The sequence below is a fragment of the Flavobacterium notoginsengisoli genome (assembly GCF_042686225.1).
Lineage (GTDB): Bacteria > Bacteroidota > Bacteroidia > Flavobacteriales > Flavobacteriaceae > Flavobacterium > Flavobacterium notoginsengisoli.
This window is the reverse complement of sequence record NZ_JBHUOT010000001.1, coordinates 1,113,257-1,138,707: the sequence shown is the minus strand read 5'-3', so window position 1 is coordinate 1,138,707 and position 25,451 is coordinate 1,113,257. Positions and strand designations below refer to the sequence as shown.

At 33.8% G+C, this 25,451-nt stretch carries 20 protein-coding genes; 3 read left to right on the top strand and 17 right to left on the bottom strand.

The genetic code is table 11. The annotated features are described in order from the left end of the window. Positions 1–247 precede the first annotated feature (247 nt). Positions 248–1,450: a tyrosine--tRNA ligase gene (gene tyrS, locus ACFS3A_RS04805; protein WP_379824240.1), complete on the top strand. Its 1,203-nt coding sequence runs from the start codon at positions 248–250 to the stop codon at positions 1,448–1,450. A gap of 214 nt (positions 1,451–1,664) precedes the next feature. On the opposite strand, the gene ACFS3A_RS04800 is transcribed toward tyrS, so the two are convergent. From ACFS3A_RS04800 to ACFS3A_RS04775, 6 genes are all read right to left on the bottom strand, one after another. Continuing rightward, positions 1,665–2,798: an acyltransferase family protein gene (locus tag ACFS3A_RS04800; protein ID WP_379824239.1), complete on the bottom strand. Its 1,134-nt coding sequence runs from the start codon at positions 2,796–2,798 to the stop codon at positions 1,665–1,667. Between the two features lie 54 nt (positions 2,799–2,852). Continuing rightward, on the bottom strand, positions 2,853–3,500 hold the full coding sequence (locus ACFS3A_RS04795; RefSeq protein ID WP_379824238.1) for a DUF1349 domain-containing protein: 648 nt from the start codon (positions 3,498–3,500) through the stop codon (positions 2,853–2,855). Positions 3,501–3,639: 139 nt separating this feature from the next. Continuing rightward, a complete protein-coding gene (locus ACFS3A_RS04790) occupies positions 3,640–5,856 on the bottom strand; it encodes a glycoside hydrolase family 3 C-terminal domain-containing protein (protein WP_379824237.1) in 2,217 nt (738 codons plus the stop codon). A gap of 211 nt (positions 5,857–6,067) precedes the next feature. Further along, positions 6,068–7,714, bottom strand: a complete 1,647-nt coding sequence (locus ACFS3A_RS04785; RefSeq protein ID WP_379824235.1) for a DUF6377 domain-containing protein — start codon at positions 7,712–7,714, stop codon at positions 6,068–6,070. A 209-nt stretch (positions 7,715–7,923) separates the two neighbouring features. Further along, positions 7,924–10,188: an acyl-CoA dehydrogenase family protein gene (locus ACFS3A_RS04780; protein ID WP_379824234.1), complete on the bottom strand. Its 2,265-nt coding sequence runs from the start codon at positions 10,186–10,188 to the stop codon at positions 7,924–7,926. Positions 10,189–10,506: 318 nt separating this feature from the next. Continuing rightward, the gene (locus tag ACFS3A_RS04775) at positions 10,507–11,421 is read right to left on the bottom strand and encodes an EamA family transporter (RefSeq protein WP_379824233.1); all 915 of its coding nucleotides are present in this window, start codon (positions 11,419–11,421) and stop codon (positions 10,507–10,509) included. 108 nt (positions 11,422–11,529) lie between these two features. Here ACFS3A_RS04775 and ACFS3A_RS04770 point away from each other — a divergent pair, with 108 nt between their 5' ends. Then, positions 11,530–12,951 (top strand): aminotransferase-like domain-containing protein, encoded by a 1,422-nt coding sequence (locus ACFS3A_RS04770; RefSeq protein WP_379824232.1) that lies wholly within the window; start codon positions 11,530–11,532, stop codon positions 12,949–12,951. Positions 12,952–13,158: 207 nt separating this feature from the next. Here the strand turns inward: ACFS3A_RS04770 and ACFS3A_RS04765 are convergent, their stop codons facing one another. The 7 genes from ACFS3A_RS04765 to aspA all read right to left on the bottom strand — a co-directional run bounded on the left by ACFS3A_RS04765 (position 13,159) and on the right by aspA (position 20,801). Further along, on the bottom strand, positions 13,159–14,106 hold the full coding sequence (locus ACFS3A_RS04765) for a bestrophin family protein (protein WP_379824231.1): 948 nt from the start codon (positions 14,104–14,106) through the stop codon (positions 13,159–13,161). A 114-nt stretch (positions 14,107–14,220) separates the two neighbouring features. Beyond that, positions 14,221–14,943 (bottom strand): hypothetical protein, encoded by a 723-nt coding sequence (locus ACFS3A_RS04760; protein ID WP_091496877.1) that lies wholly within the window; start codon positions 14,941–14,943, stop codon positions 14,221–14,223. An 83-nt stretch (positions 14,944–15,026) separates the two neighbouring features. Beyond that, positions 15,027–16,409: a HAMP domain-containing sensor histidine kinase gene (locus ACFS3A_RS04755; RefSeq protein WP_379824229.1), complete on the bottom strand. Its 1,383-nt coding sequence runs from the start codon at positions 16,407–16,409 to the stop codon at positions 15,027–15,029. Between the two features lies 1 nt (position 16,410). Then, positions 16,411–17,085: a response regulator transcription factor gene (locus ACFS3A_RS04750; protein ID WP_379824227.1), complete on the bottom strand. Its 675-nt coding sequence runs from the start codon at positions 17,083–17,085 to the stop codon at positions 16,411–16,413. A 163-nt stretch (positions 17,086–17,248) separates the two neighbouring features. Continuing rightward, positions 17,249–17,866: an outer membrane beta-barrel protein gene (locus tag ACFS3A_RS04745; protein WP_379824226.1), complete on the bottom strand. Its 618-nt coding sequence runs from the start codon at positions 17,864–17,866 to the stop codon at positions 17,249–17,251. Between the two features lie 111 nt (positions 17,867–17,977). After that, positions 17,978–19,150 (bottom strand): BamA/TamA family outer membrane protein, encoded by a 1,173-nt coding sequence (locus tag ACFS3A_RS04740; protein ID WP_379824225.1) that lies wholly within the window; start codon positions 19,148–19,150, stop codon positions 17,978–17,980. Positions 19,151–19,391: 241 nt separating this feature from the next. Beyond that, positions 19,392–20,801 carry an aspartate ammonia-lyase gene (gene aspA / locus ACFS3A_RS04735; RefSeq protein ID WP_379824224.1) on the bottom strand — a complete coding sequence of 470 codons (1,410 nt, stop codon included), beginning with the start codon at positions 20,799–20,801 and terminating at the stop codon, positions 19,392–19,394. 156 nt (positions 20,802–20,957) lie between these two features. Between aspA and ACFS3A_RS04730 the strand changes: the two genes are divergently transcribed. Then, positions 20,958–21,536, top strand: coding sequence for a pentapeptide repeat-containing protein (locus ACFS3A_RS04730; protein ID WP_379824222.1), 579 nt, complete (start codon positions 20,958–20,960; stop codon positions 21,534–21,536). Positions 21,537–21,676: 140 nt separating this feature from the next. Here ACFS3A_RS04730 and ACFS3A_RS04725 read toward each other — a convergent pair whose 3' ends face one another. The 4 genes from ACFS3A_RS04725 to glyA all read right to left on the bottom strand — a co-directional run bounded on the left by ACFS3A_RS04725 (position 21,677) and on the right by glyA (position 25,446). Beyond that, complete coding sequence (locus ACFS3A_RS04725) at positions 21,677–22,174, bottom strand: GNAT family N-acetyltransferase (RefSeq protein WP_379824220.1); 498 nt, start codon at positions 22,172–22,174, stop codon at positions 21,677–21,679. A gap of 1 nt (position 22,175) precedes the next feature. After that, positions 22,176–23,216, bottom strand: coding sequence for a GMP reductase (locus ACFS3A_RS04720; protein WP_379824218.1), 1,041 nt, complete (start codon positions 23,214–23,216; stop codon positions 22,176–22,178). A 225-nt stretch (positions 23,217–23,441) separates the two neighbouring features. Continuing rightward, positions 23,442–24,035, bottom strand: a complete 594-nt coding sequence (miaE, locus tag ACFS3A_RS04715) for a tRNA-(ms[2]io[6]A)-hydroxylase (RefSeq protein WP_379824217.1) — start codon at positions 24,033–24,035, stop codon at positions 23,442–23,444. A gap of 136 nt (positions 24,036–24,171) precedes the next feature. Further along, positions 24,172–25,446: a serine hydroxymethyltransferase gene (glyA, locus tag ACFS3A_RS04710; protein ID WP_379824216.1), complete on the bottom strand. Its 1,275-nt coding sequence runs from the start codon at positions 25,444–25,446 to the stop codon at positions 24,172–24,174. Positions 25,447–25,451 lie beyond the last annotated feature (5 nt).

The window sequence follows — 25,451 nt, the reverse complement described above, 5'->3', positions numbered from 1 at the left end:
CACTAAGATTCTAAGGGATTAAGTTTTTTTTTTGAATACCATAATTAAAAATTTATCTTTGCAGTCATGAAATTCCTGAACAGCATATTACGCCTTCCTTTTTTCAGCACTTATTATTATGCAATAATACTTGCTCGGAAAGGCTATGCATATAATTCAACGTATTCACGATTGTAAATTAAACAGATAAAAATTATATAACCTTAAAGCCCGGGCATTTTGTCCGGGCTTTTTTATTTTCAAAAAAATGGAAACAATTCAAAAACTTAAAGAAAACACCGCCATCTTTCTTCCAGAAAATGGTTTGGAAGAAAAACTAAATCAAGCTGCAAAAGAAAACAGGAAACTGATTATCAAACTGGGTTTTGACCCAACGGCTCCTGATTTGCATTTGGGACATGCTGTTGTCTTAAAAAAACTGAAACAATTTCAGGATTTAGGGCATCAAATTGTGATTTTAGTCGGAAGTTTTACAGCCAGAATTGGCGATCCGACAGGGAAAAACAAAAGTAGAAAACCATTAACAGCTGAAGAAGTACAGCATAATGCTGAAACTTACATTACACAATTATCCAAAATTATTGATGTTGAAAAAGCACAGATTGTTTTTAACTCTGATTGGTTGGATCAACTTTCTTTTTCGGAAGTGATTCAGATTATGTCAAACGTTACTGTTGCTCAGCTTATGCAACGAAATGATTTCAACAAACGTTTTACAGAGAATTCCCCAATCGCGATGCACGAATTGGTTTACCCAATATTACAAGGTTTTGATTCGGTTAAAATTAATGCTGACATTGAAATGGGCGGTACCGATCAGCTTTTTAATTGTACCATGGGAAGACAATTACAGGAAACCTTTAAAATGTCGGGACAAATTGTGATGTGTATGCCTTTATTAAGAGGATTGGACGGAAAGGAAAAAATGAGCAAATCGCTGAACAATATTATTGGTTTAACGGATGAACCAAATGAAATGTTTGGTAAAACCATGTCTATTCCAGATGATCTTATTCCGGAATTTTTAGATCTAACGACCGATTTTTCATCAAAAGAAAAACAAGAAATCAGGAAAAGACTGGAACAAGAAAATCCGATGAATATTAAAAAACTAATTGCCAAAAATATCATTAGCCAATACCATGATAAAAAAAGTGCCGAAGATGCCGAGGAATTCTTTATAAATCAATTTCAAAATAAAAATGCAGAAGCAAAATCTTTTACCTCGATTATGATTTCCTCTTTAAAAAATGAATTGAATGAAATGACTTTAATTGATCTCTGTGCAATAATTAAAAATGATATTACAAAATCGGCCAACAGAAGACTGATTGAAAGTGGCGCCGTCCAAATTAATCACGAAAAGATTTTAAATCCGTACGAATTGATTCCGCTGATAAAAGAAACAAAAATTAAAATCGGAAAGCGGAATTTTTATGAGTTACTTTAAATTAAGATGCAAAGTGGCAAAGTAACAAAGAAACAAAGGTTTTACTTTGATTACCTAAAAGCAAAGGGATAAACTTACTCATTTATCCCTTTTTTGAATATCATAACTAACAAAATTAAGAGATTCAATATTTTTATTGAGGTACAAAGTTGCAGAGAGACAAAGAGACAAAGCATAAAAACTCTGCACCTTTGTCACTTTGTTACTTTGTACCTTAATTAGATCTTTTCTGAAACTTATTTACAAGCCATTTTCTAACTGGTTCATCATATAATTTTAAACATACAAAAGCCAATACGATACTTACAATTAAAACTCCGATTCCTTCTAAATATCCATCTGCCATTGAAACTTTATTGTCCACAACCCAAGCGGTAAACCAATAAATTAATGGATAATGTGTGATATAAATTGGATACGAAATATCTCCCAAAGCTTTACAGATTTTTAGAGAAACTTCATTCTTAATTTCTCCTCCTGCACCAATAGCAACAATAAGTGGAAACATGAAAATAATACAGAAAGATTCATATAAACCATTGATCCAAAGACTATTTTCATCTCCAAATCGTGGTAAAGCCAAAATGATAGTGATTAAAATACTACAAATCCAAAAAGCATTTTTTACATGAATCAGTTTGCCTAAACGACATAACAAAACACCGGCAAAAAATGGATACAGTAAACGTGTAAAACCAACATTCATCTGTTCCAGATTCAAAGACCATCCCCCAATTACATCTCCTTTTGTTCCAAAAACAGTATAATTGATTAACAGTCCTGCAAATATCAATACGAAAACTGACATTACTTTATTCGAAAATTTTCTAAAGATTACGGCATACAAGATGTTTGCAATATATTCGAAGAAAAGCGACCACGCCGGACCATTTAAAGGATGCATTTCTCCCCAACCTCTAATTTCTAATGAAGGTGGTATCGGTAATAAAGTAAAACCGATTACCATAGTCAAAATAACTTTCCAGACTTCCATTCCTTCAATCATTGGAAATAATATATCTGATGCCTGAAAATAATAAAATATAGCGCCTATAATCATTCCCATAATTACCATTGGCTGTAAACGGATCAATCGGCGTTTGTAAAATTCCCATTGTCCCATTTTGCCCCAGCGATCATCATACGCGTAAGCGACAACAAATCCGGATAAAAGAAAAAAGAAATCAACGGCTAAATATCCGTGATTGATAATTTGTTTGAAACGGTTTCCCCCGGCAAAAGCTTCAAAAATATGAAAAGCAACTACCAGAATAGCTGCAACACCACGCAGACCATCTAAAATTTCATAGTGCTTTTTTGGTGTAATATCAGATGAAATTGAACTCATTTATATTTAGTTTTGGTTAAGTTTTTAGTATAGTGTAAGATATTGGAATTAATTCTATTGATGATTTTTTAGCCATTCGGATCTTCTCTGATCTGGAAGATGTTTTACAGAGAAGTTTTCAAATTTAGCTTCAAATCCTTTTCCGTCAGGAGAAGCGGCCATTAAACCAACCATTACAGGCGTATTGTCTTGCAAAGGTGCATTTCTGGTCATAATATAGTTTTTATCATCAAAAGAATAAAATACCTCAACAGCATCTAATCGTCGTACAGCTTTAATCCAGATAAATGGAGGTGCTTTTTCCAGCGTTGTTACGCTCCAATCACTTTTATCATGTGTTACAACAGTACTTACATTGAATTTCCCGTCCACAAACTCAACACCGGTTTTGATGTAGTTTTTTTCGTCAATGCGGATCATTAAACCCATTTGATCAAAACGGGCAATGTAATTTCCTGTCAATTTTACTTTAGCTTCAAATTCTCCTCCGTAAGTTGCATAATAAAACGGGGCGTCATCAACTGTAAATCCGTAATGCGAAATTCTCCAGTAATCACTGTTTGCCGTCACATTCATAATTAAAGCATTATTTTTAATTTCCCATTTATCAGGTTCATTAAACCATTGCATTTTACTAAGAGTTTGTGCTGATATATTTTGGCACAAAAACAAACCAATTGTAAAAAATAATATTCTTTTCATTTTATTTGATTCTTAATTTATCAAAAGTAAAACTTCTAACATTTTACTCCTAACCTTTAACTTTTTTTAAGACAAAAGCAAAGCTGCAAATTTTTACACTTGCAGCTTTACAAACCAACCAATTTTTAGAAATAAAAACTTATTTAAGTGAGAATCCCACTTTAGATTTTATGTCTGTTGATGAAGCACCAATAACTGCTTCGAAATCACCAGGTTCTGCAACCCAGTCATGTTTTTTATCATCAAAGAAACTTAAAGCTGTTTTATCGATTGTAAAAGTCACCGTTTTTTCTTCTCCGGCTTTAAGAGCTATTTTTTCGAATCCTTTTAACTCTTTTACCGGACGTGGTAAAGAAGATTTAGAATCTGTAATATACAATTGTACAACCTCTGCTCCTTCTCTGCTTCCTGTATTTTTAACATTCACAGAAAATGTAATCTGATCTCCGGCATTGATTTGTTTTTTATCTGCTGTTACTTTTCCATAAGCAAAAGTCGTGTAGCTTAAACCGTGTCCGAAAGAGAACAATGGTTTGATTTTATGTTTGTCTGCCCAACGGTATCCTACAAAAATTCCTTCATTATACTTTACCTCATCTCCACCAGGAAACTCTCCTAAAGCGTGAGCTCCGTTATCCGCTAATTTTACAGGGAAAGTGAAAGATAATTTCCCTGATGGATTTACATCTCCAACTAAAACATTTGCTAATGCATTTCCTGCTTCTGTACCTAAAAACCAGCCTTGAACAATTCCCGGAACTTCATTAACCCACGGCATTGCAACAGCATTTCCTGAAATATTTACAAAAACGATGTTTTTGTTCACTTTAGCCAAATCGGCAATTAATTTGTCCTGACCATAAGAAAGGTTCAATTCTTTACGATCATGCCCTTCAGCATCCTGATTGTCACTTTTGTTTAAACCTCCAATAAAAAGAACGATATCAGCATCTTTAGCTACTTTTAAAGCTTCTGCAGATAATTCTGCCGGAGAACGTTTATCTTCTAAACTAACTTTAGCTACAACTCCATTATAATTACTTGTTGGATCACCAACATAACCTCTTGCGTATACAATTTCAGCCTGGTTTCCGATTCTTTTCTTTAAACCTTCAAGCGGTGTAATTTCGTATCTTGCTTTTAGTGAAGAACTTCCTCCACCAACTGTCATCATTTTAATCGCATTTTCTCCAATTACAGCAATCTTTTTAGTTTTAGAAAGATTGATAGGTAATATGTTGTTTTTGTTTTGAAGTAAAACAATTCCTTCTTCTGCAATTTTACGACCAGCCAAAGCATGTTCCTCTGTTCCAAAAGATCCGAAAGGACGATTTCTGTCCATAGTCGTCAGGAAAGACAAACGTAAAATACGACGTACTTTTTCGTCTAATTCTTTTGTTCCTACTTCACCTTTTCTGATCATTTCAGAATATGGTTTTGCCAAATAATAGTTATCGTAGGCATTACTTGTTCCCCATGATAATCCGTTTGTCCATGAACCGAATTCCATATCTAAACCATTGTGAATAGCTTGTTTTGTATCGTGAACTCCACCCCAGTCAGAAACTACAACTCCTTTGAAGCCCCATTCTCCACGAAGTATATCATTCAATAAATATTCATTGTGGCAGCATTGCTGACCTTTGTATTTGTTGTAAGACCCCATAATTGCCCAGGCATCTCCGTCCTGAACCGCAGCTTTAAAAGCAGGAAGATAGATTTCGTACAAAGCACGATCATCAACTACTACGTTTACAGAGTTACGATTGGTTTCCTGATTGTTTAAAGCGAAATGTTTTACACAAGCTGCTACTCCATTTGCCTGAACACCTTTAATATATGGAACTACCATTTTTGAAGTTAAAAACGGATCTTCTCCCATATATTCGAAGTTACGTCCGTTTAATGGGCTTCTGTAAATATTAACCCCTGGTCCTAATAATACATTTTTGTTACGAAAACGTGCTTCTTCTCCAATTGATTTACCATATAAAGAAGCTAATTCTTTGTTCCATGTTGCCGAAAGTGCAGTAAGTGCCGGGAAAGCGATACAAGAATCATTTGTCCATCCTGCCTGATCCCATTCGTCCCATTTTACCTCTGTACGAATTCCGTGTGGTCCGTCTGTCATCCAGTTTTCCGGAATTCCCAGACGCTTTACACCTGGAGAACTAAATTTTGACTGCGCGTGAATCATGGCAATCTTTTCTTCTGTTGTCATTCGCGAAAGTGCATCCTCTACTCTTTCATCAATTGGCTTTTTATCATCAAGATAAACTGGAACTTTATTTTGGGCATTCATTCCCAAAGAACTTAGCAAAAGTAAAACAACAACTGTTTTAACGTTTTTCAACATAATAATAATTTATTAAAGCATTAGGTTATTATAGTATAATATGTGGTTTCTTCTAAAAGAACTTTTTTATCATAATGTAAAACTAAAACGTTATCGTACACGTTGCATTTTTAGATTAAAAAAAGTAGTGGCTTAAAAATACAAAAAACTGATTTACAAACATTTAACAAAAATAAACCAGTAAAAAAAGTAGTAGATTTAAAATAAATATTTATACTTTCAAAGCTATTGAACCGATTTTCATGACCATTTCTTCGAAATCATTTCGGGAAACTACCGCCTTATTTCTAGCCCGGGTTCTATAGTTGTAAATTGTACTTAAAGAGTAACGTAAAAATGCCGCTATTTTGACACTGTCTGTAATTCCGAGTCTGATTAATGCAAAAATTCGAAGTTCTGTATTCAGCAATTCATTTTGTTTGAGAACAATCTGTTCTTCCGGAATTAATAAAGCATTGAAATCTTTTACAAATGTTGGGTATAAATTTAAAAAGATAATATCAAAGTTTTTGTACAATTCTTCTAACTCATTATCTACTAAAGTTGTTGACTTCAGAATTTTATAAATTTCATCAAACTGTTTTGCTGTTGCTTTTTTGTTTAGAATAATACGGTAGTTTTCTAATTTATTAATATAAGTCGAGCATAAATTGAAAAAATGTGCAATGTATTCTTCTTTAACCAAATTAGATTCAGACAATTGCAGATTACTTTGCTGTAACTGACTATTGGTTTCAGTAATATCTTTATTTAATTCTGCCAGTTTCTGACTGGTTTCATACAATTTTGATCGAATTCGGGAAACTTTTTTCATCTGTTTGTAGACGTAAATAATGGCTACCAATAAAAAAAGAGACAACAAACTGATACAAAGCAAATAAATCTGCAATTCGCTTTTTCGTTGTTTTTCCCGTTCTAAATAAACGGTATTGATAATCGAATAAACTTCTGACATTAACAAAGTTCGAAACTGAACATTACAATACAAGGCATCTTCAATTGCAGACTGTGTTAATTTATATGCCATATCAACATCACCAATTTCATAAAAAACCAAAGCTAATTCCTGAAGTGAAGCATTGTCTTTATTCGCGTTTTTTATATCTGATGTGGCAGAAAGAGCATAGTATTTTTTTCTGTCTTCTAACTGATGGGTTGCCTCTGCAATTTTACCCAATAAATAGGTAATCATAGCATAATTTGGACTTTCTTCTTTTGTTTTGTTTAATAAAGAAAGTAATTGCTTTTCCGGCTCTTTGTATTTTCTATGAATGAAAATATCTTGTTGAATTCTGTTAATTTGATATTCTAATGTATTCGGATCTAAAATATTCAGCAAAGAATCACGATATTTTCCAATCTGTATTCTATATTCTTTATTATCGCTATTGGCAGCATAATGTTCGAAAAATTCCCGATACGAAATGTAATAATGAGGCAATAATGATGAAGCCAGATTCTTTTTATTGATACTTTTTAAAATAGCTTCAGATTCACGATATTTTCCGGATGACGAATAAAGTGTAACCAATTGAAGTTGAGCTAAATTTAAAAGTTCTTTATTTTGAAGCTCTTCAGCAATTCTAATATTCTTCTTTACATATTGAATAGCCGAATCTGAGTTCAACTTCTGATATTCAAGATACAGCGTTCTATTATAATTATACTCCTGCTCTTTGGTTAGATTATCCGATTTTATCTTCTTGAAATTAAGAATTCTTTCTTCCTTTATTTTTACGTAATGCTGTTTGTTTTTTATTGCTTCATTTAATTGTTTTAAAATAACATCACTGCTTTCCAATGCAAACACCGGAAAACTAACAATAAAAAGAAACAGAAATAAGTAATAATTTTTCAAGCTGATTTAATATAAAGGAATTACAAATATAACAAAGCGAAAATATAAAAATTGAATTATTTGACTATGGTTAAAATGTACTAAAAATGGGGGTGATTTAGATTTTGATATAAATAAAACAATCAAAAACCAAAATTGATATAAATAAAATGATTTCGAATTGATCAAAATCAAACTCGAAATCATTTATATGTCTTATTATATTAAAGTTAATTATGTACTGCAATTGGCGCTGCCAAACAACTTTCAGGAATATCAAAAGAATTTACCAAAGCCACTGCATCCGGGCGAATGTCCCAACAAAGCTGATTGACCATTTTTCGGACTGCTTTTGTTTTCACGGCTTCCATATAACCATCTTCCAAATACCAGGCTTTATTTTTTTCTATTTGCGAAAGTGCATATAATTGACACTGCTTCGTCAAAATCGCTTTTGATTCTTCATCTTCAATTGCTTTAATTGCTGTTTGAAATTGCTCTAAAACTATTCTTTCCAAATAAGCCTGAGCCACATCAATCATTTGGTGTTGTACAACGTTAAAGGCGTCATAAGCTTCTAAACCGCCATCAACCAGTTTTTTAATACGTCTTGCAGCCGAAGCCAGAATTGTTTTTTCTCTGTGAACAAAAGCCTGAAGATGAAATTCGCCGTCCAATAAATGCTCATCGTCTGTTCTTCTGGTTGCTATTGGATTTTTTTCTGTAATTGCCGTTTTAGCATTTTCATAAACGTAATTGATTATTCCCAAAGACCCCATTTCTCCAAATGATTTTCTAAATTCAGATAAACGATTTTTAGCAACCAATTGCATTAAAACGGTATTATCTCCTTCAAAAGTGGTATAAATTTCAGTATCGTTTTTTAAAGCATCGATTCTGTTTTCAGACAAATAACCTTTTCCACCGCAAGCTTCACGGCACTCTTGCAAAATATCTCTTGTGCTCCAGGTTGAATACGATTTCATTCCGGCAGCCAAAGCTTCAATTTCCTGCATTTCGGCTTCGGTTCTATTTAAAAATCTATTCGTTAGATATTGAAGCGCAAAATGCATAGCATAAGTTTTAGCTAAATGTGGTAATAATCTGCGCTGATGCATTCTATAATTTAAAATCGGAACTTCTGATCCTCCTTCCGGCCCAAACTGTCTTCTTTGATCGCTGTAGCGAATTGCAACTGTCAATCCGGATTTGGCTGCTGCTAAAGCCGAACGCGGAATTCCGATTCGTCCTCCGACCAAAGTTCCTAACATCGTAAAAAACCTTCTGTTATCACTCGGAATCGGACTTTCGAATTCTCCCTTTTCATTTACTGAAGCAAAACGATCCAGCATATCGTCTTTCGGAATCACCACATTATCGAAACTAATCGTTCCGTTATCTACTCCGTTTAATCCCATTTTATGACCACAATCTCCAATTGTTACGCCTTTTACAACATTTCCGTCTGGATCGCGTAATGGCACAACAAATGGATTTACTCCATAATCATGTCCATCAATAATCAGTTTTGCGAATACAGTGGCCTTTTGTCCATGAACTGCTGCATTACCGATATATTCTTTTTGAGCATTTTTATTTGGTGTGTGAATAGTGAAAGTTTGATCGTTATGATTGTAAGTTGCTGTAGTTTCTAAACCTTTTACATTTGATCCGTGATGTGTCTCTGTCATAGCAAAACAACCCGGAAGTTTCAGCGAACCAATATCTTTTAAATATTTAGCATAGTGTTTTTCGGTTCCTAAAGATTGTACGCTCATTCCCCACAATCCAAACTGAACACCAAATTTAATTACCAAACTTAAATCGTGGTAACTCAGTGTTTCCATAATCGCAAAATAATCGGCTATATTTTCCCCTCCTCCATATTGCTTTGGATAGGCCATATTTCCGAGATTTTCATCGGCTAATATTTTACACCATTTATAAACCGTCTGTCTGAAGACATTAATATCTGTAGAAGTTTCATAAGCAAATTCAGGTCTCGAAATGACCGATTTTACTTTTTCGATTATTGCCGCTTCTTTTCCGTTTAAGATTTTAGTAATTTTCTGAATATCGAAAGAGGCGTTGGTATGTGAATCTGCGGTAAAGGAGCCTGCTTTGGTTTTAAAGTTTTGAAGTGCTTCTTCTCCTAAAATTCCTAAATCATTTTCCAGCTTTACAAAATCTGATTCTATTGGTGACAAATCCAAATCGTTTCCTGAAAGTGCTTTTGCAATATCAAAAATCGACTTTATAGAAGAAGTATCCTGAATGCTTTTTTCAATATCCGATTTCCATTCTGTAAGTTCATTTCGCGAAGGCGGATTTGAAATATCTACTTTAGATAATAAATATCCTTTCTCTTCTTCTGATAAAACAGTTAGCGAATTAATAAACTCTTTTAGTGTCGAAAATTCTTTCTGTGTCAGTAAATCATCTGACCACACTAAATAAAATAACGGAGTAAAGGCTTGAAGTTTGGTAGCTTTCATATCAATATATTAGGATTCGGTTTGTATTATTTTTTTTAGCCACAGATTAAAAGGATTTAAAAGATTTTTTTGTCCGCCACGAATTCCACGAATTTTCACAAATTTAATTCTCTATTCTTAAAAAAATAATTCGTGCAAATTCGTGTAATTTGTGGCGACAATTTTTAATCCCATTAATTCGTGAATTCGTGGCTATCTTTTTATTACACTTTATCGCATAAAAAAACAGGAATGAAAAATACTCATTCCTGTTTAAACATCCTGTTAAGATTCTTGTAATTTTCGATTTTAAACCAATAAAAAATATGAAAACTCAGATTATGAACCTTTGGATATTGCGGTCATTTTTTGCCTGATGGCAAAAATATGATGTGAATTAAAAACTAACACTGCGGTAAAAATGATTCCATAAGCCGTAATCTGCAGCGCGGTAATATTTTCTTTGAAAAAAAAGGCAGCCAGTCCAAATGCAATCATCGGATTGATGTTTAAAAGCATACCAACCGTTGAAGAATTGATTCCGGAAAGCGCATATAAATTTAAAAACAACGGAATTATCGTAAACATAATTGCAATGGTCTCAATGCAGAGATAAAACTTAAATTCCGTTGGTACCGGTCCCCCAAAAACCGGATAAAAAGGTAATAATACTAATCCTGCCAAGGTAATATGAAAAGTTAGTACAATAAATTTATCAAAACCTTTATTAGCACGCTGACTTACTAAATAAGCGGCATATGTTAATCCAATAATTATACTGAAAACCATATCCATAATGGCAGCATAAGACAACAACATACAACCGGAAATACTTAATCCGACTGAAATCCACTGTGTTTTAGACAGTTTTTCTCTTAATATGAAATAGGCCAATAATGTTGTCAAAATCGGGCATACCAGATATGCCAGAGAAGTTGCTTTAACACTGACATGATTCATTACATAAATATAAGTAAACCAGTTTCCCATTAAAAAAGCACTTCCGCCAATATTTAATAAAACCGATTTTCTTTTTTCAGCTTTTGGTAAAGCTTTAAAAATTGCAACTGTCTCTTTTATTTTTTTTCTTTTAAACAAAAGAGCGATCAAAAGCATCAAAATACTACAGCTGAAAACGCGATAAAACAAAATATCCAGCGACGGATATTCATGAATTGGTCTTAAGACCAAACTGAAAAGTCCCCATGTAGTAAAGGCAATTATAGCCGCTATATAATACTTTGTTGTTTTCACAAAAACGTTGTTTTGAATTGTTTTCTTTTGACGACGCAAATTTCTAAAAAATAAAACAGCAATACAGATACAGTTTTTGTAAATTGCACCATAACAGTTTTGTTTTTTATGAAAAATTCCAATTACTTATATCTTCAATTTGCAGATCGTATCGAAAAACAGATCAAATCCGGTTTACTGAATGTTGGTGACAAACTGCCGTCCATACGGGAAGTTTGTGCCGAAACGGGCTACAGCATGAGCACAGTGAGTAAAGCGTATTATGAAGTAGAAAGTCGTTCTTTGATTGAGTCCCGTCCTCAATCCGGTTATTATGTTAGTAATATTTCGGCACGAACCATTACCGAACCATCGGCAAGTACGCCTATTTTAACGTTGGAAAACATAGAACGAGAAGACTTAGTAGATTTAGTTTATGGCGATATGCGTAAAAAAGACCTTACGATGCTTTCACTTGGTTTTCCGTCAAATGAATTACTGCCAATTGCAAAACTGAATAAAGGAATGGTTCAGGCGATGCGACAACTTCCAAATAGCGGAACGAGTTATGAGGAAATTCAGGGAAATAGCAATTTACGCAAAGAAATTGCCCGCTGGTCGTTTACCTGGGGTGGTTCTTTGACCGAAGACGATATTATTACAACTCCCGGCTGTATTTCTGCGATTTCAGACTGTTTACTGACTTTGACAAAACCCGGAGACACTATTATTACAGAAAGTCCTGTTTATTTTGGAATTTTACAGTTGGCAAGATCTCTAGGGTTGTATGTGATGGAACTTCCAACCAATATGACAACAGGAATTGAACTCGAAGCAGTTAAAAAGACACTGGCTTCCAATAAAGTAAAAGCCTGTGTTTTAATGAGTAATTTCAGCAATCCGTCTGGCAGTATGATGCCGAATGAACATAAAATAGAAATTGTCCGCTTAATGGAATTTTACAATGTTCCTTTAATAGAAGATGATATTCACGGTGATTTGTACTTTGGCACAAGCCGTCCAACCAATTGTAAAACCTACGACGAAAGCGGGATTGTACTTTGCTGTAGTTCTGTTTCTAAATCTTTGGCTCCTGGTTATCGTGTAGGATGGGTTTCTCCAGGGAAATTCAAAAAAGAAATTCTGCGAACCAAATTATATCATACTATTTCCAATACAACTATCACTCATGAAGTGGTGGGAGATTTTTTGAAAAACGGCCGTTATGAAAACCATCTTCGCAAAATTCGTCAGATTTTAAATCGAAACTGCACCAATTATATCAATACTGTTTTAGAATCTTTTCCGGCGGGAACAAAAGTAAGTCAGCCACAAGGCGGTTTTTTTCTTTGGGTTGAAATGGATAAAAAAATAGATACTGCTGCCTTTTATCATTTGGCTTTAAAACACAATATCAGCATTGCACCGGGAAGGATTTTTTCGCTTCAGGATCAATTTTCAAACTGTATGCGATTGAGTTTTGGATTGCCTTGGTCGAATGAATTGAGAACTGCTATCCAAACTTTGGGAAGATTAGCGAAACAATTGTAAATACACAAACAAACATTTCGTTTTAACATAACCCGTGGTTTTAACCGCGAGGACATATAGAAGATTTTGATATTTATTGCGTTCCAGTGGCTGAAACCACTGGCTAGGTTTAAAATGCTTGTGAATTTAGCAATCAAACAAAAAAAGCTGGACAGCGCAACTACACACTGTCCAGCCAACAATTAAAAGAAGACCAAAATTAAATAGTTATAAGACAAAATAAGCGTCTTTCTCGACTTTCTTAGGTTCGTCTACTAAGTGAAATTCATTCAGAATATCAAATTCGCTTTGATATTCGTTTAGCATTTGCTTGATATTTTTTTCAATAGTATTTGCAATAGCCGTAACTGGTGTATCGGTTGCTCTGTTTTCAAATGGATCCTGCAAATGAATTGCCATTCTTTCGATCAAAAAGAAAGCGGCACCAATTGCTGTAATTAACGGAATCGCAAACCAGCTTAACACACTTGTTAATCCAAAAGGCAATAACAAAATAAATAAACATAAAGTCAATCTGATATACATACTGTAAGTTGTTGGAAAAATGGTATTTTTAATTCTCTCACACTTCCCCATTTCATCACAAAGTCTGGACAACGTATTATCGATTTCGACCTGCTGATACATATTGATTTTCTTTTCGTTTTTTGCATTTCGCAAATCTCTTGCATGCAGCATCAAAATAGCATTCGGAACGTTTTGATGGTTTTTGATGTATTTAATTTCTTCTTCACTCATCAAACCTTCTAGCGGTTTTATGGCGTTTCTGTTTCTAAGAGATTCTCCTAAACTATAACACCACGCAATCTGTCTTTTCGCAAAATTCTCTTTGAATTCGCTGGCTTCAACAGAAAAATCAGGATCTTTATAAAACGTCAAAACCTGACGAATTAAAGTTCTGGAATCGTTTACAACAGCTCCCCAGACAATTCTGGCTTCCCACCACCTGTCATAAGCCTGATTGGACTTAAACGCTAATAATAGGGAAATAATAGTTCCAATCATCGTTGGAATCGCAATTGGAATATCTACGGGAAGGTTTATAAAATAGTGATGAAATATTTCAAATAGTACGGTATAAGCCAATACTAAAGCAATTTCTACTTTAATTTTCCCGAGAACGTACTTCATTGGTATTCTTTTCCTTAATAACATATTTTCGGTTTTAAATTAATATTGCAGCTGTTTAGTAATTAGTTCTTAGTACCTAGTTATTTGTCTTTATACTTAATTAATATTCACTAAGGACTGGGTACTAAGAACTATTTACTAAACTATCTCTTCGTACAATGAGAGCACCGGAAGTCCCAATTTCTCATTGACATTTTCTTTTTTTACTTTCTTAAATTTGATTTTTTCGCCTTTTCTGGTTTCAACAAGCATGTCTATATTATGTTTTGAAATGGCTTCTGATAAAAATGGCGCTACATTCTCATAATTATCTTCAAAATTGGCCGTCTGGCTCACAATTTCAAAAGAGAAATTTTCGCTCAAATATTGCTGTACATCTTTTACGTGAATATTGGCCGTTGAATTCTCTACATAAAGTGCTTTACTGAAAACTTCTTTGTTGATTTCTGTGCTTAAATGCAGAATTGGACATTTTTGATTTCCTGCCAGCTGCACAAAATATTGATGGATTTTTTTGGTTTCCTGTTTATAGGAATGGGTAAGGATAACCAGCTTTACAGAAAAAGCTTCTATAAGGCGTTTTAAAATAGGTGCCGAAAGTCCGTATTGGTTGTGAACTTTCAATTTTGCGTTTGGAGTATGGTCGATAATATATCTGCAGGTTTCCAGAACTTCTTCCTGACTTTTAGTAAGTCCTGATCTCATTTCGCGCAAAAAACTGGAAGATGAAAATGTATCTGGTGCTTCTGAAACTAATACTAATATAATTTCTGATTCAGTATCTTTTGACTGATTCACCGCAGATTTAACAGCCGAAATTGTATCATCTTTTAAAGTCGTAGGTATAAGAAAGTTTTTCATAAGTATAATCGTTTAGTTTATACTTACAAATTAACAATCAACGAATTAGACTCTTCTTAAGCTAAAATTAGAATTTCCTAAGATTAAACATTAGATTTTTTAATGTTTCGTTTTGTGAAGATAATCGTTACGATTGTACCTTTATTTTGTTCGGATTGAACCTGTAATTCTCCTTCATGCATTCTGATAATTTTTGAAGCCAGAGGAAGACCTAAACCATAACCTATATATCTGGTTGCGATTTTACCTCTAAAGAAAGGTTCGTATAAATGCGGAATATCTTCCGGCGGAATTCCGATACCAATATCGTTGATCGTAATTTTGATCATTTCATCATTTGCTGAAAGATTTACAAATACTTCGTTGTTATCTGAATATTTTACGCCGTTTGTAATTATATTATTAATCGCTAATTCTAATAAAGGTTTGTTGCATGGAAGTAAGAGTAAATTAGAGTCTTTAGGAGCAATATTAATTATAATACTTACACGATTGTCCGGATAAATTTTGTCCAAATCCGATTTTACATCCAATAACAGTTCGTCTATTCTAGCAACATCCGAAACTTGTTTTTGTCCGTCGTAACCTGTCTGCGTAAGTTTCAACAAACTTTCAGTTAGATTTCCTAATCGAGAAGCCTGACTGTATATGTTTTCCAGAGATTCCTTATATTCATTTACTTCCCGTTCTTTTAAAAGCATGATTTCTGCCTCGGCAATAATTGTAGTAATCGGCGTTTTTAATTCATGTGAAGCATTATTAATAAAATTGGCCTGAATTTCGAAAGAGGTTTCCAATCGATCCAGCATATTATTAAATGTATTGGTCAAATCGGAGATTTCATCCGAATTTTTAACTTCCGGGAGACGATTATGAAGGTTAGAAGCACTAATTCTTTTTACTTCTTTTGTAATTCGGGCAACAGGATTAATAACACGTTTTGCCAGAAAACGCCCTAAAAGGAAAGCCAGAATTACAAAACCAATTCCGCCAAAAAGCATGATTTTGACAATATAAACAGTCGTATCTTTTCCTTTACGGTCCCTGGCTCCAACAATGACAATATATCTTTGTCCGTTTTCCTGAAAAATCTGGCCCAGATAATATTTATTATCTTTTTCGTAAGAATCTTTTCCTGTACTTAAAATGTTGGTGTAAAAAGTATTCGGAAGATTTAGATTTGTATTATAATCAAAAGAATTATGACTGTTGATTTTTAATACATATTCTTCCTCCTCAATTAGTTCTTCAAGACCGTTTTTTTGAAGATTTTTATAGTATTTGATTTTCTCCGGATCTTTTTGAAAATGAATAGACGCTACAATTTTAGACCTGTCATCTAAACGCTTTAAAAAGTGATATCGATTGTTTTCCCTGAATAAGAAAAACACAATGATACACAATAGCGAAGTACTAAAGGTAGAAAGGGCAACATAATTAAAAGTGATTTTTTTTCTAATATCCATTTTATGGCTTTATAACATATCCCAAACCTTTCATGGTATGAATTAGTTTGGTATCAAAAGGCTTATCAATCTTTCTTCTTAAATAGGTTATATACACATCTACAACATTGGTATTCATGTCAAAATTAATATCCCAGACATTATCTAAAATCTGATCGCGGGAAACGATACGTCCTGTATTTTTTGCCAGATAATATAAAAGTTTGAATTCTTTAGCAGTCAAAATAATGTTTTCACTTCCTCTTTTTACAGATTTTGCTCGTCCGTTTATTTCTAAATCACCAATTACAATAGTGTCAATTTTTTCTGTTTCCTGATGTGATCTTCTGTAAAGCGCATTTACTCGGGCATCTAATTCTCCAAATTTAAAAGGCTTTACCAAATAATCATCGGCACCGGCATTTAGGCCAGTTACAATGTTTTCTGAAGTTCCTAAAGCAGTCAGTAATAAAATTGGGACAAAATTTTTACTGGCCCGAAGTCTTCTGCAAATTTCAATTCCGTTAATATCCGGAAGCATCACATCTAAAACTACAACGTCAAAAGTATAATTATGAATCATCTCCAAAGCGGTTTTACCGTCAAGAGCTACACTAACTTCATTATTATTTTCGGCAAATCCTTTACGCAGAATGGATAATAGATTTGGTTCGTCTTCGACTATTAGTAACTTCATAGTAATTTGTATATACAACAAAAATAAGGATTGAGTTTCAAAAATAGTACTTATTACGGATAGAAATTATGATTTAATTATGAACATTTCAAGCCAAAATATAAAAAGCAGACTAAATAGCCTGCTTTTTCTTATTTATTTATGTTTTTTAAAGTTTCTAATCCTAATTCTTGAAATTGAAACTCAATACTGCCCCCAACCCAAATTGGAAAGTAGAAATATAATCTTCAACAGCAACTGGTCCAACCCAATACGACCAATAATAGCTTTCTCCTACTGCAGCCGACATTGATTGTAAATAGGCATTAATGTTAACAGAGACTGATGACGCTGTTTTAATTTTCACACCACCTTTTACATCCCAGGCAAAATAAGTGCCGCTTCCACCCTGAGGTGATTCTACAATACCAACTCCCGCACCGGCACCCAAATAAGGTAAAAGATTTGATCCCGTATCAAAATAATGGGTGAAATCTGCTAGAATGAAATTAAAGGCTCCTTTATCATTCGTATTTAACTGATTTCCAGCAGGACCATAAAAAGGTATTTTTACATCTGACCTTAAATACTTTAACTCAACGGAGTTATTTGTTGAAAAGAAATATTCAAATCCTGCTCCATATTGAAAACCATCTTCAATTGTAGCAGAATAACCGTCATAATCCAGCTTATCTGAAAAATTATAACCTCCATACAAATTAAGTGAAAATGACCTGGCATCCTGAGCCTGCATTCCTATCGTCGACAGAAATACAACTAATAATAAACTGTACTTTTTCATAATTTTGGATTTTTGTTTGTTAAATGGATTATCAAATTTAAGTTTTTTCTTGTAAACAAAACGATAAAATACATAAAATCAAACACTTAACAACAAAACAAAATTATAATTTCAAAAAGTTTCTCCTGCATTCAAATAAAATCCTTTTGAATTATTACCCCAGGCATAGTCTAAAATCAAATTGGTTTTGGTTGCTTTATCAATTAAAAGCCTCAATCCAATTCCTGCAGCAGGCTGAATTGATTTAAAAAGAGAAAGATTAACATCAGAATTACTCGCCGTAACAAAGTTGGTAAAAACAGTCCCGCTCAACAGTTGATTACAGGTAATTGGAAACCTAAATTCAGTTGATAAATAAATTAATCCGTTTCCTCTAAACAATCCTTGTGTATAACCTTCTCCACTCCTGCTTCGCTGATCCCAGCCAATTGCGGGAAGATTTAAGTAAGGCACTTTTCCCCGAGTCACAAACTGTCCGTAAGTCCAAATTCCTAAAATGTAGCTCGGATTTTTATAGGAAAGCGGAATAAAATGCCGGTATTCAGCAAACAAAACATTGCTATAATCCTGATTATTAAACAAAACCGGATTAAATCGGTAATTAATATTAGCGAACCAGCCTCGCGAAGCATTTACCTGATTATCTCGGGAATCATAAACTAAATTTAGACTTACTCCATTGAGGAAATACTCTAAATTGTTAAATCCATATTTCTGACTGTAATTATAATGGTAAGTAAGATTTCCATTTTCAACATCCAATTCCTTGTCATTAATGCTCGAATACCAATCTATGTTGATGCCTCCTCCTACATAAAAGTTCTTTTTAACCTCAAAAGAAACTGTCTGATGAAACTTGAAATAATTATAATCCATATCCTGAGCGATCGAATCTATGCTGAAATTTTCTCTTTTACTTCGATTTGGAATTATATCTGTTCCTAAACCGTAATTGGGTTGTGAAAAAAGATAAAGCCGGTAATCGCCACTCAAAAAGATTTTGTTATTTTTTAAAAGAATATTGTTTTTGATATTCACAAGCCATTGCTCTTTCAAAGTATATGTTATTCCCACATTAGCAATCGAATACTTCGCTTTTTCTTCTTTTCCTTTGAAAGTATATTGTGCAACGGCGCCAAAAAAAAATCCAGTTGCCGGCTGAGATCCGATAGCTGGAATTAGTAAAAAGAAATTATTTTTTGTGGGTTTGACTACTAAAACATCATCTTGTTTTTTGAAAATCTCAAATATAGTTCTAGGTGGGCAAATTAATTCATTCTTCATTTCTTCTTGAGAAAAAATATTAAATGAAATAAAAAACAACAACCCTAAGATTTTATATTGATATAAAAAGGTATTATTTTTTAAAAAATCCACCATTTAATAAGAGTTTATTTTATTAAAAACCAGCAACCTAACGTAAATATACTTCTAATTTTCAACATCTTACACAATTAACTTTACTAATTACAAAACAAAAAGCCGCTAAAATAATTAACGGCTTTTGATATGATTGAAGAATGATCTATTTTGTAATAAACTTTGGATGAATTAAATTCTCTAAAGAATAAATCTCATCCCATTTTTCCTGCGTAATTAATTTTCGTTCTAAAACAGCAATTTGATGCACACTTTTACCTGTTTTTAAAGCTTCTCCGGCAATACTCGCGCTTTCTTCGTAGCCAATAATTGGGTTTAATTGCGTTACAATTCCAATGCTGTTCATTACCATATTATAACAGTGATCAACGTTTGCAGTGATCCCAACAATGCATTTATCAATCAAAGTTTGAATGGCATTTGAAAGATAATCCAGTGAGGTAAACATAGCAAAAGCAATAACTGGTTCCATTACATTCAATTGCAATTGTCCTGCTTCTGCTGCCATTGTAACCGTTAAATCCTGACCAATAACATAAAAACAAGTTTGATTTACTACTTCCGGAATTACCGGATTTACTTTCCCAGGCATGATAGAAGAACCAGGCTGACGCGCCGGAAGATTGATTTCATTAAAACCTGTTCTTGGTCCTGAACTCAACAATCGTAAATCGTTACAGATTTTAGAAATCTTAACCGCAGAACGTTTTAAAGTTCCCATAATCTGAACATAGGCTCCTGTATCGACCGTTGCTTCAATTAAATCCGGAGAAAGTGTTAATGGAATTCCAACCTCATCTGCCAAATATTTAACGCAGATTTCAGGATATCCTTCCGGTGCATTTACTTTTGTTCCAATTGCCGTTGCACCCATATTGATTTCCAATAATAATTCCTGCGCATTTTTTAAACGCTGAATATCTTCTCCAATTGTAGTGGCATAAGCTTTAAATTCTTGTCCTAAAGTCATCGGAACAGCATCTTGCAACTGTGTTCTTCCCATTTTCAGGACATCCTTAAATTCTTCTCCTTTTTTAGCGAAAGCAACTTCTAAACCTGCAAAAGTTTTAATAAAACTTTCCATTTTCAAATACAAAGCAATTCTAAAAGCCGATGGATAAGCATCGTTTGTAGATTGTGAACAGTTTACATGATTATTTGGGTGAAGAAAATTGTATTCGCCTTTTTTATGACCTAAATATTCCAGTCCAATATTCGCGATAACTTCGTTAGCATTCATATTTACTGAAGTTCCTGCTCCGCCCTGAATTAAATCGCTCACAAATTCCTGATCAAATTTACCTGCAATAACCTGATCACTTCCGTAACAGATTGCTTCTGCAATTTTAGGATCGATTGCACCGCAGTCTTTATTTGCCATTGCCGCGGCTTTTTTTACATAACCCAAAGCTTTGATAAACAAAGGTTCTTTTGAAATGGGAATTCCGGTAATATTAAAATTTTCTACAGCTCTAAAAGTCTGGATTCCGTAGTATAAATGATTCGGAATTTCTAATTCTCCTAAAAAATCATGTTCCTTTCTTGTTGATTCCATATAATAAAATTGATCTGTTTTAACTTAAAAATAAGCGTAAAGCTACAGCATTTTAAGCATTAAAAATAGAATTAGAATCAAAATGATTTAGGATTAGTTCTATTTATTTTATGGTAAATTACTACCTTTTCACCCTCAAATAATTACCGAAAAGAGTTGAAAAAAGAGAGCGAATATTTTCTTGATAAAGAATACAATACAATTATTTACGCCAAAGACGATCTTAATTTTAAGGACTTTGAAGGCTGCGTATTTAATAATTGCAACTTCTCTGCCTGCACTTTTCTAGCCGTTACTTTTATCGACTGTATTTTTAATGATTGTATTTTTAGTGAAGCGAAGATTAATTACGTCGCTTTGAGAACAGTCACTTTTAATCGATGCGAAATTAAAGAGGTAAATTTCGCTATGTGCGATAAACTTATTTTTGAAGTTCGCTTTAATGACTGTATTTTGGATTTCTCTAAATTTTATACTTTAAAATTAAAAGGAACTCCATTTACGAATTGCAGTTTAATAGCCGTAGATTTTATGGCAGCTGATTTAACTGGTGTTTTATTTGACAATTGCGATTTATACCGTTCCGAATTCAACAAAGCCATCGCCAACAAAACCGATTTTAAAACAAGTTATAATTATACTATTGATCCGTCTAAAACGAAACTGAAGAAAGCTGTTTTTTCTTTGAAGGAAGTGAAAGGGTTATTGTTTAAGCATGATGTGGTGGTGAGTTAAATAAAGAAATACATTCAGTTTGTCATCCTGAGGAACGAAGGATCACACAAGTATTTCCGCAAAGAAAATCGCCAATCTTTGTCGAGTTTCGAGTGTGATTCTTCTTTCCTCAGAATGACAAAAAATACTAAAAATTACTCCTAAATTTGTTTCCCCATTACATAATCCTCCATTAAATACCCGTTTCCAATTTCTATATCAACTGTTTCTTTAATTTCAAAACCGAGTTTTTTATAGAAATTCAAAGCAGTATTAAATCGGTTTACGTTTAATAAAAGTTGGTTTGAATTATTTTCTAAAGCCATTTTTTCGATTGATTCAAAAACTATTTTTCCGCAACCTTTTCCTTGGGTTTCTGGCAGAAGATATATTTTATGAATTTTGGTTACAGCTTCATTTTTATAATTGTGCTCAATTCCGATAAAACCAATTACTGATTCAGAATCTGAAACCAAATAAAATAATTGTTCTTTATTCTGAATTTGTTTTGAAAGCGCTTCATTAGAATAAATGAGATCCAACATATACTCTAATTGTTCTGAAGTCAAAATTTCGCCATATGTAATTGGCCAAGTTATATGTGCAATCTCTTGAATTTTAACAATATTATCAATAGATGCTTCGGTAATTTTAATCATATTATTTTTTAAAAACTTGATTTTCCTGCTCGCTTACGCGGATGAAAGTCGTTCTTTTTGTTAATTCTTTTAATCTTGAAGCACCAACATAAGTACAAGTGCTTCTAATGCCACCTAAAATATCTAAAACAGTATGAATCACATCTCCTTTAAAAGGAACCTGAACTGTTTTTCCTTCGCTTGCCCTGTATTCTGCAACTCCGCCAGAATGTTTGTCCATTGCAGTTTTAGAACTCATTCCGTAAAACTGCTTGAATTTTTCGCCTTTTACTTCTATCAATTCTCCTCCGCTTTCAGTATGTCCAGCGAGCATTCCGCCTAACATTACGAAATCGGCTCCTGCTCCAAAAGCTTTTGCAACGTCGCCCGGAGTTGTACAGCCTCCATCACTGATAATATGTCCACCCAAACCGTGCGCAGCGTCAGCACATTCAATAATTGCAGATAATTGTGGATAACCAACACCTGTTTTTACTCGTGTGGTACAAACAGAACCTGGGCCAATTCCGACTTTCACAATATCAGCACCAGCCAATAATAGTTCTTCGGTCATTTCGCCTGTAACTACATTTCCAGCGATAATTATTTTGTCAGGATATTGTTTTCGGGTTTTCTTTAAAAACTGGACAAAATGTTCTGAATAACCATTCGCGACATCAATGCAGATAAATTTTAATAACGGATTTGCAGTGATTATTTTTTCAACCTTTTCAAAATCTTCTTTTCCTGTTCCTGTACTTACAGCAATATAATTGTAGAAATCAGGACTTACATTTTGCAGAAAACTATTCCATTCTTCTAAAGTATAGTGTTTATGAATGGCCGTAAAAAGCTTTTCTTTTGCCAAAACCTGCGCCATTTCAAATGTTCCAACCGTATCCATATTCGCACCCATAATTGGAATTCCTGTCCAATTAGCAGTGCTGTGCAAAAACTTGAAATTTTGTTCTAAGGAAACTTCTGATCTGCTTTTAAGCGTTGATCTTTTTGGTCTAAACATTACATCTTTAAACCCTAATTTTAGGTCCATTTCTATTCTCATCGTTCGAGATTTTGGTTACTCTCAAATGTAAGGATTTTAGAATTTAGATTGCAGATTTAGATTATAAAAACTTAAAATATTGAACGCGGATTAAACGGATTCGCTTTCGCGAAGACGCGGATTTAAAACGGATTTTTTTTCTGTACTTTGCTTGGGCTTCGACTTCGCTCAGCCTGACAAATGTAAAAACTGAAAACTGCTACTGAATACTGAACACTCAAAAACTTATCCGTGAATAGTTTCTCCTTTTCCGTAATTGGTAATAATAGATTCTTCAAAAGCCAGCCATTCTCTCCAGCGTTTTTCTACGTCGATTCCTGTTCCGTATTTTCTTGCGTATGTGATAAATGTTGTATAATGCCCTGCTTCACTTTCCATTAATTCTCTATAAAAAACAGCTAGTTCTTCGTCTTGGATATTTTCAGAAAGTACTTTAAAACGTTCACAGCTTCTGGCTTCGATCATCGCAGAAAATAATAATCTTTCTACAAGACCGGAAACACGACTTCCGTCTCCGCTTCTTTTCATGTATTGATATAGTTCGTTTACATAATCATCTTTACGTTCACGTCCTAATTTTAATCCCCTTTTGATAATGATATTGTGAACCTGTTCAAAATGATCGATTTCTTCTTTGGCTAAAGCCAATAAATCTTTGACTAAATCTTGATGTTCCGAATTATTGGTAATAATTGTTATCGCGTTGGTTGCTGCTTTCTGCTCGCACCAAGCGTGATCGGTTAGAATTTCTTCTATATTTTTCTCCACAATATTTACCCATCTTGGGTCAGTTGGCAATTGTAATCTTAATACGCCCATTTCTTAAATTTGTTTCAGGTTTATTTTGTTTCAGGTTTCAAGTTTTCTATTCTAAACGAAAAAAGTTTAAAGTTTCATAATACGTTTATTTTCGCATTACAAAACTTTAAACTTGAAACCTTAAACTTTAAACTAATTAATACGCAAAAATCGGTCTTTCGCTCATTAATTCGTTTACTTCTTCAGCAACTTCTTCGATAAGATCTTCATTTGTATGATCTGTAAGCACTTTATCGATTAAAGCTACGATAGTTTCCATATCTTTTTCAACTAAACCACGAGTTGTGATTGCAGCTGTTCCAACACGAATTCCAGAAGTGATAAATGGAGATTTATCGTCAAAAGGAACCATGTTTTTGTTTACTGTAATTTCAGCTTTTACTAATGCATTTTCAGCTTCTTTACCAGAAATATTTTTATTTCTTAAGTCAATAAGCATCATGTGGTTGTCAGTTCCGCCAGAGATAATGTTATAACCTCTTTTTACGAAAGCATCAGCCATTGCATTTGCATTTTTTTGCAATTGCATTGCATAAGTAAAAAACTCATCTTTAAGCGCTTCACCAAATGCAACTGCTTTAGCAGCAATGATGTGCATTAAAGGTCCACCTTGGTTTCCAGGGAAAACAGCTAAATCTAATAATGAAGACATCATTCTGATTTCTCCTTTTGGAGTTGTTAATCCCTGTGGATTTGGAAAATCTTTCCCCATTAAGATTAGACCTCCACGTGGTCCTCTTAATGTTTTGTGTGTTGTTGTAGAAACAATATGGCAATGTGGAATTGGATCACTTAACAACCCTTTTGCAATAAGACCAGCTGGATGCGAAATATCAGCAAATAAGATCGCTCCTACGCTGTCAGCAATTTGTCTGAAACGAGCAAAATCCATATCACGAGAATAAGCCGAAGCTCCAGCGATGATTAATTTTGGCTGTTCTTTAGTTGCAATTTCCTGAATTTTATCATAATCTAAACGACCTGTTTCAGCATCTACACCGTAAAAAACCGGACGGTACAAACGACCAGAAAAGTTTACAGGAGAACCATGAGTTAAGTGACCTCCGTGAGATAAGTCAAAACCTAAAATAGTATCACCAGGATTCAAACAAGCATGGTAAACCGCTGTGTTTGCCTGAGAACCAGAGTGAGGTTGTACGTTTGCATATTCTGCTCCGAACAATTCTTTAGCTCTGTCAATAGCAATTTGCTCAATAACGTCAACTACTTCGCAACCGCCGTAGTATCTTTTGCCAGGATATCCCTCAGCATATTTATTTGTTAAAACAGACCCGGCTGCTTCCATTACTTCATCACTTACAAAATTCTCCGAAGCGATAAGCTCTAGTCCGTGAATTTGTCTTTCTTTTTCCTCCTGGATAAGATCAAAAATTTGTTCGTCGCGTTGCATTTCTA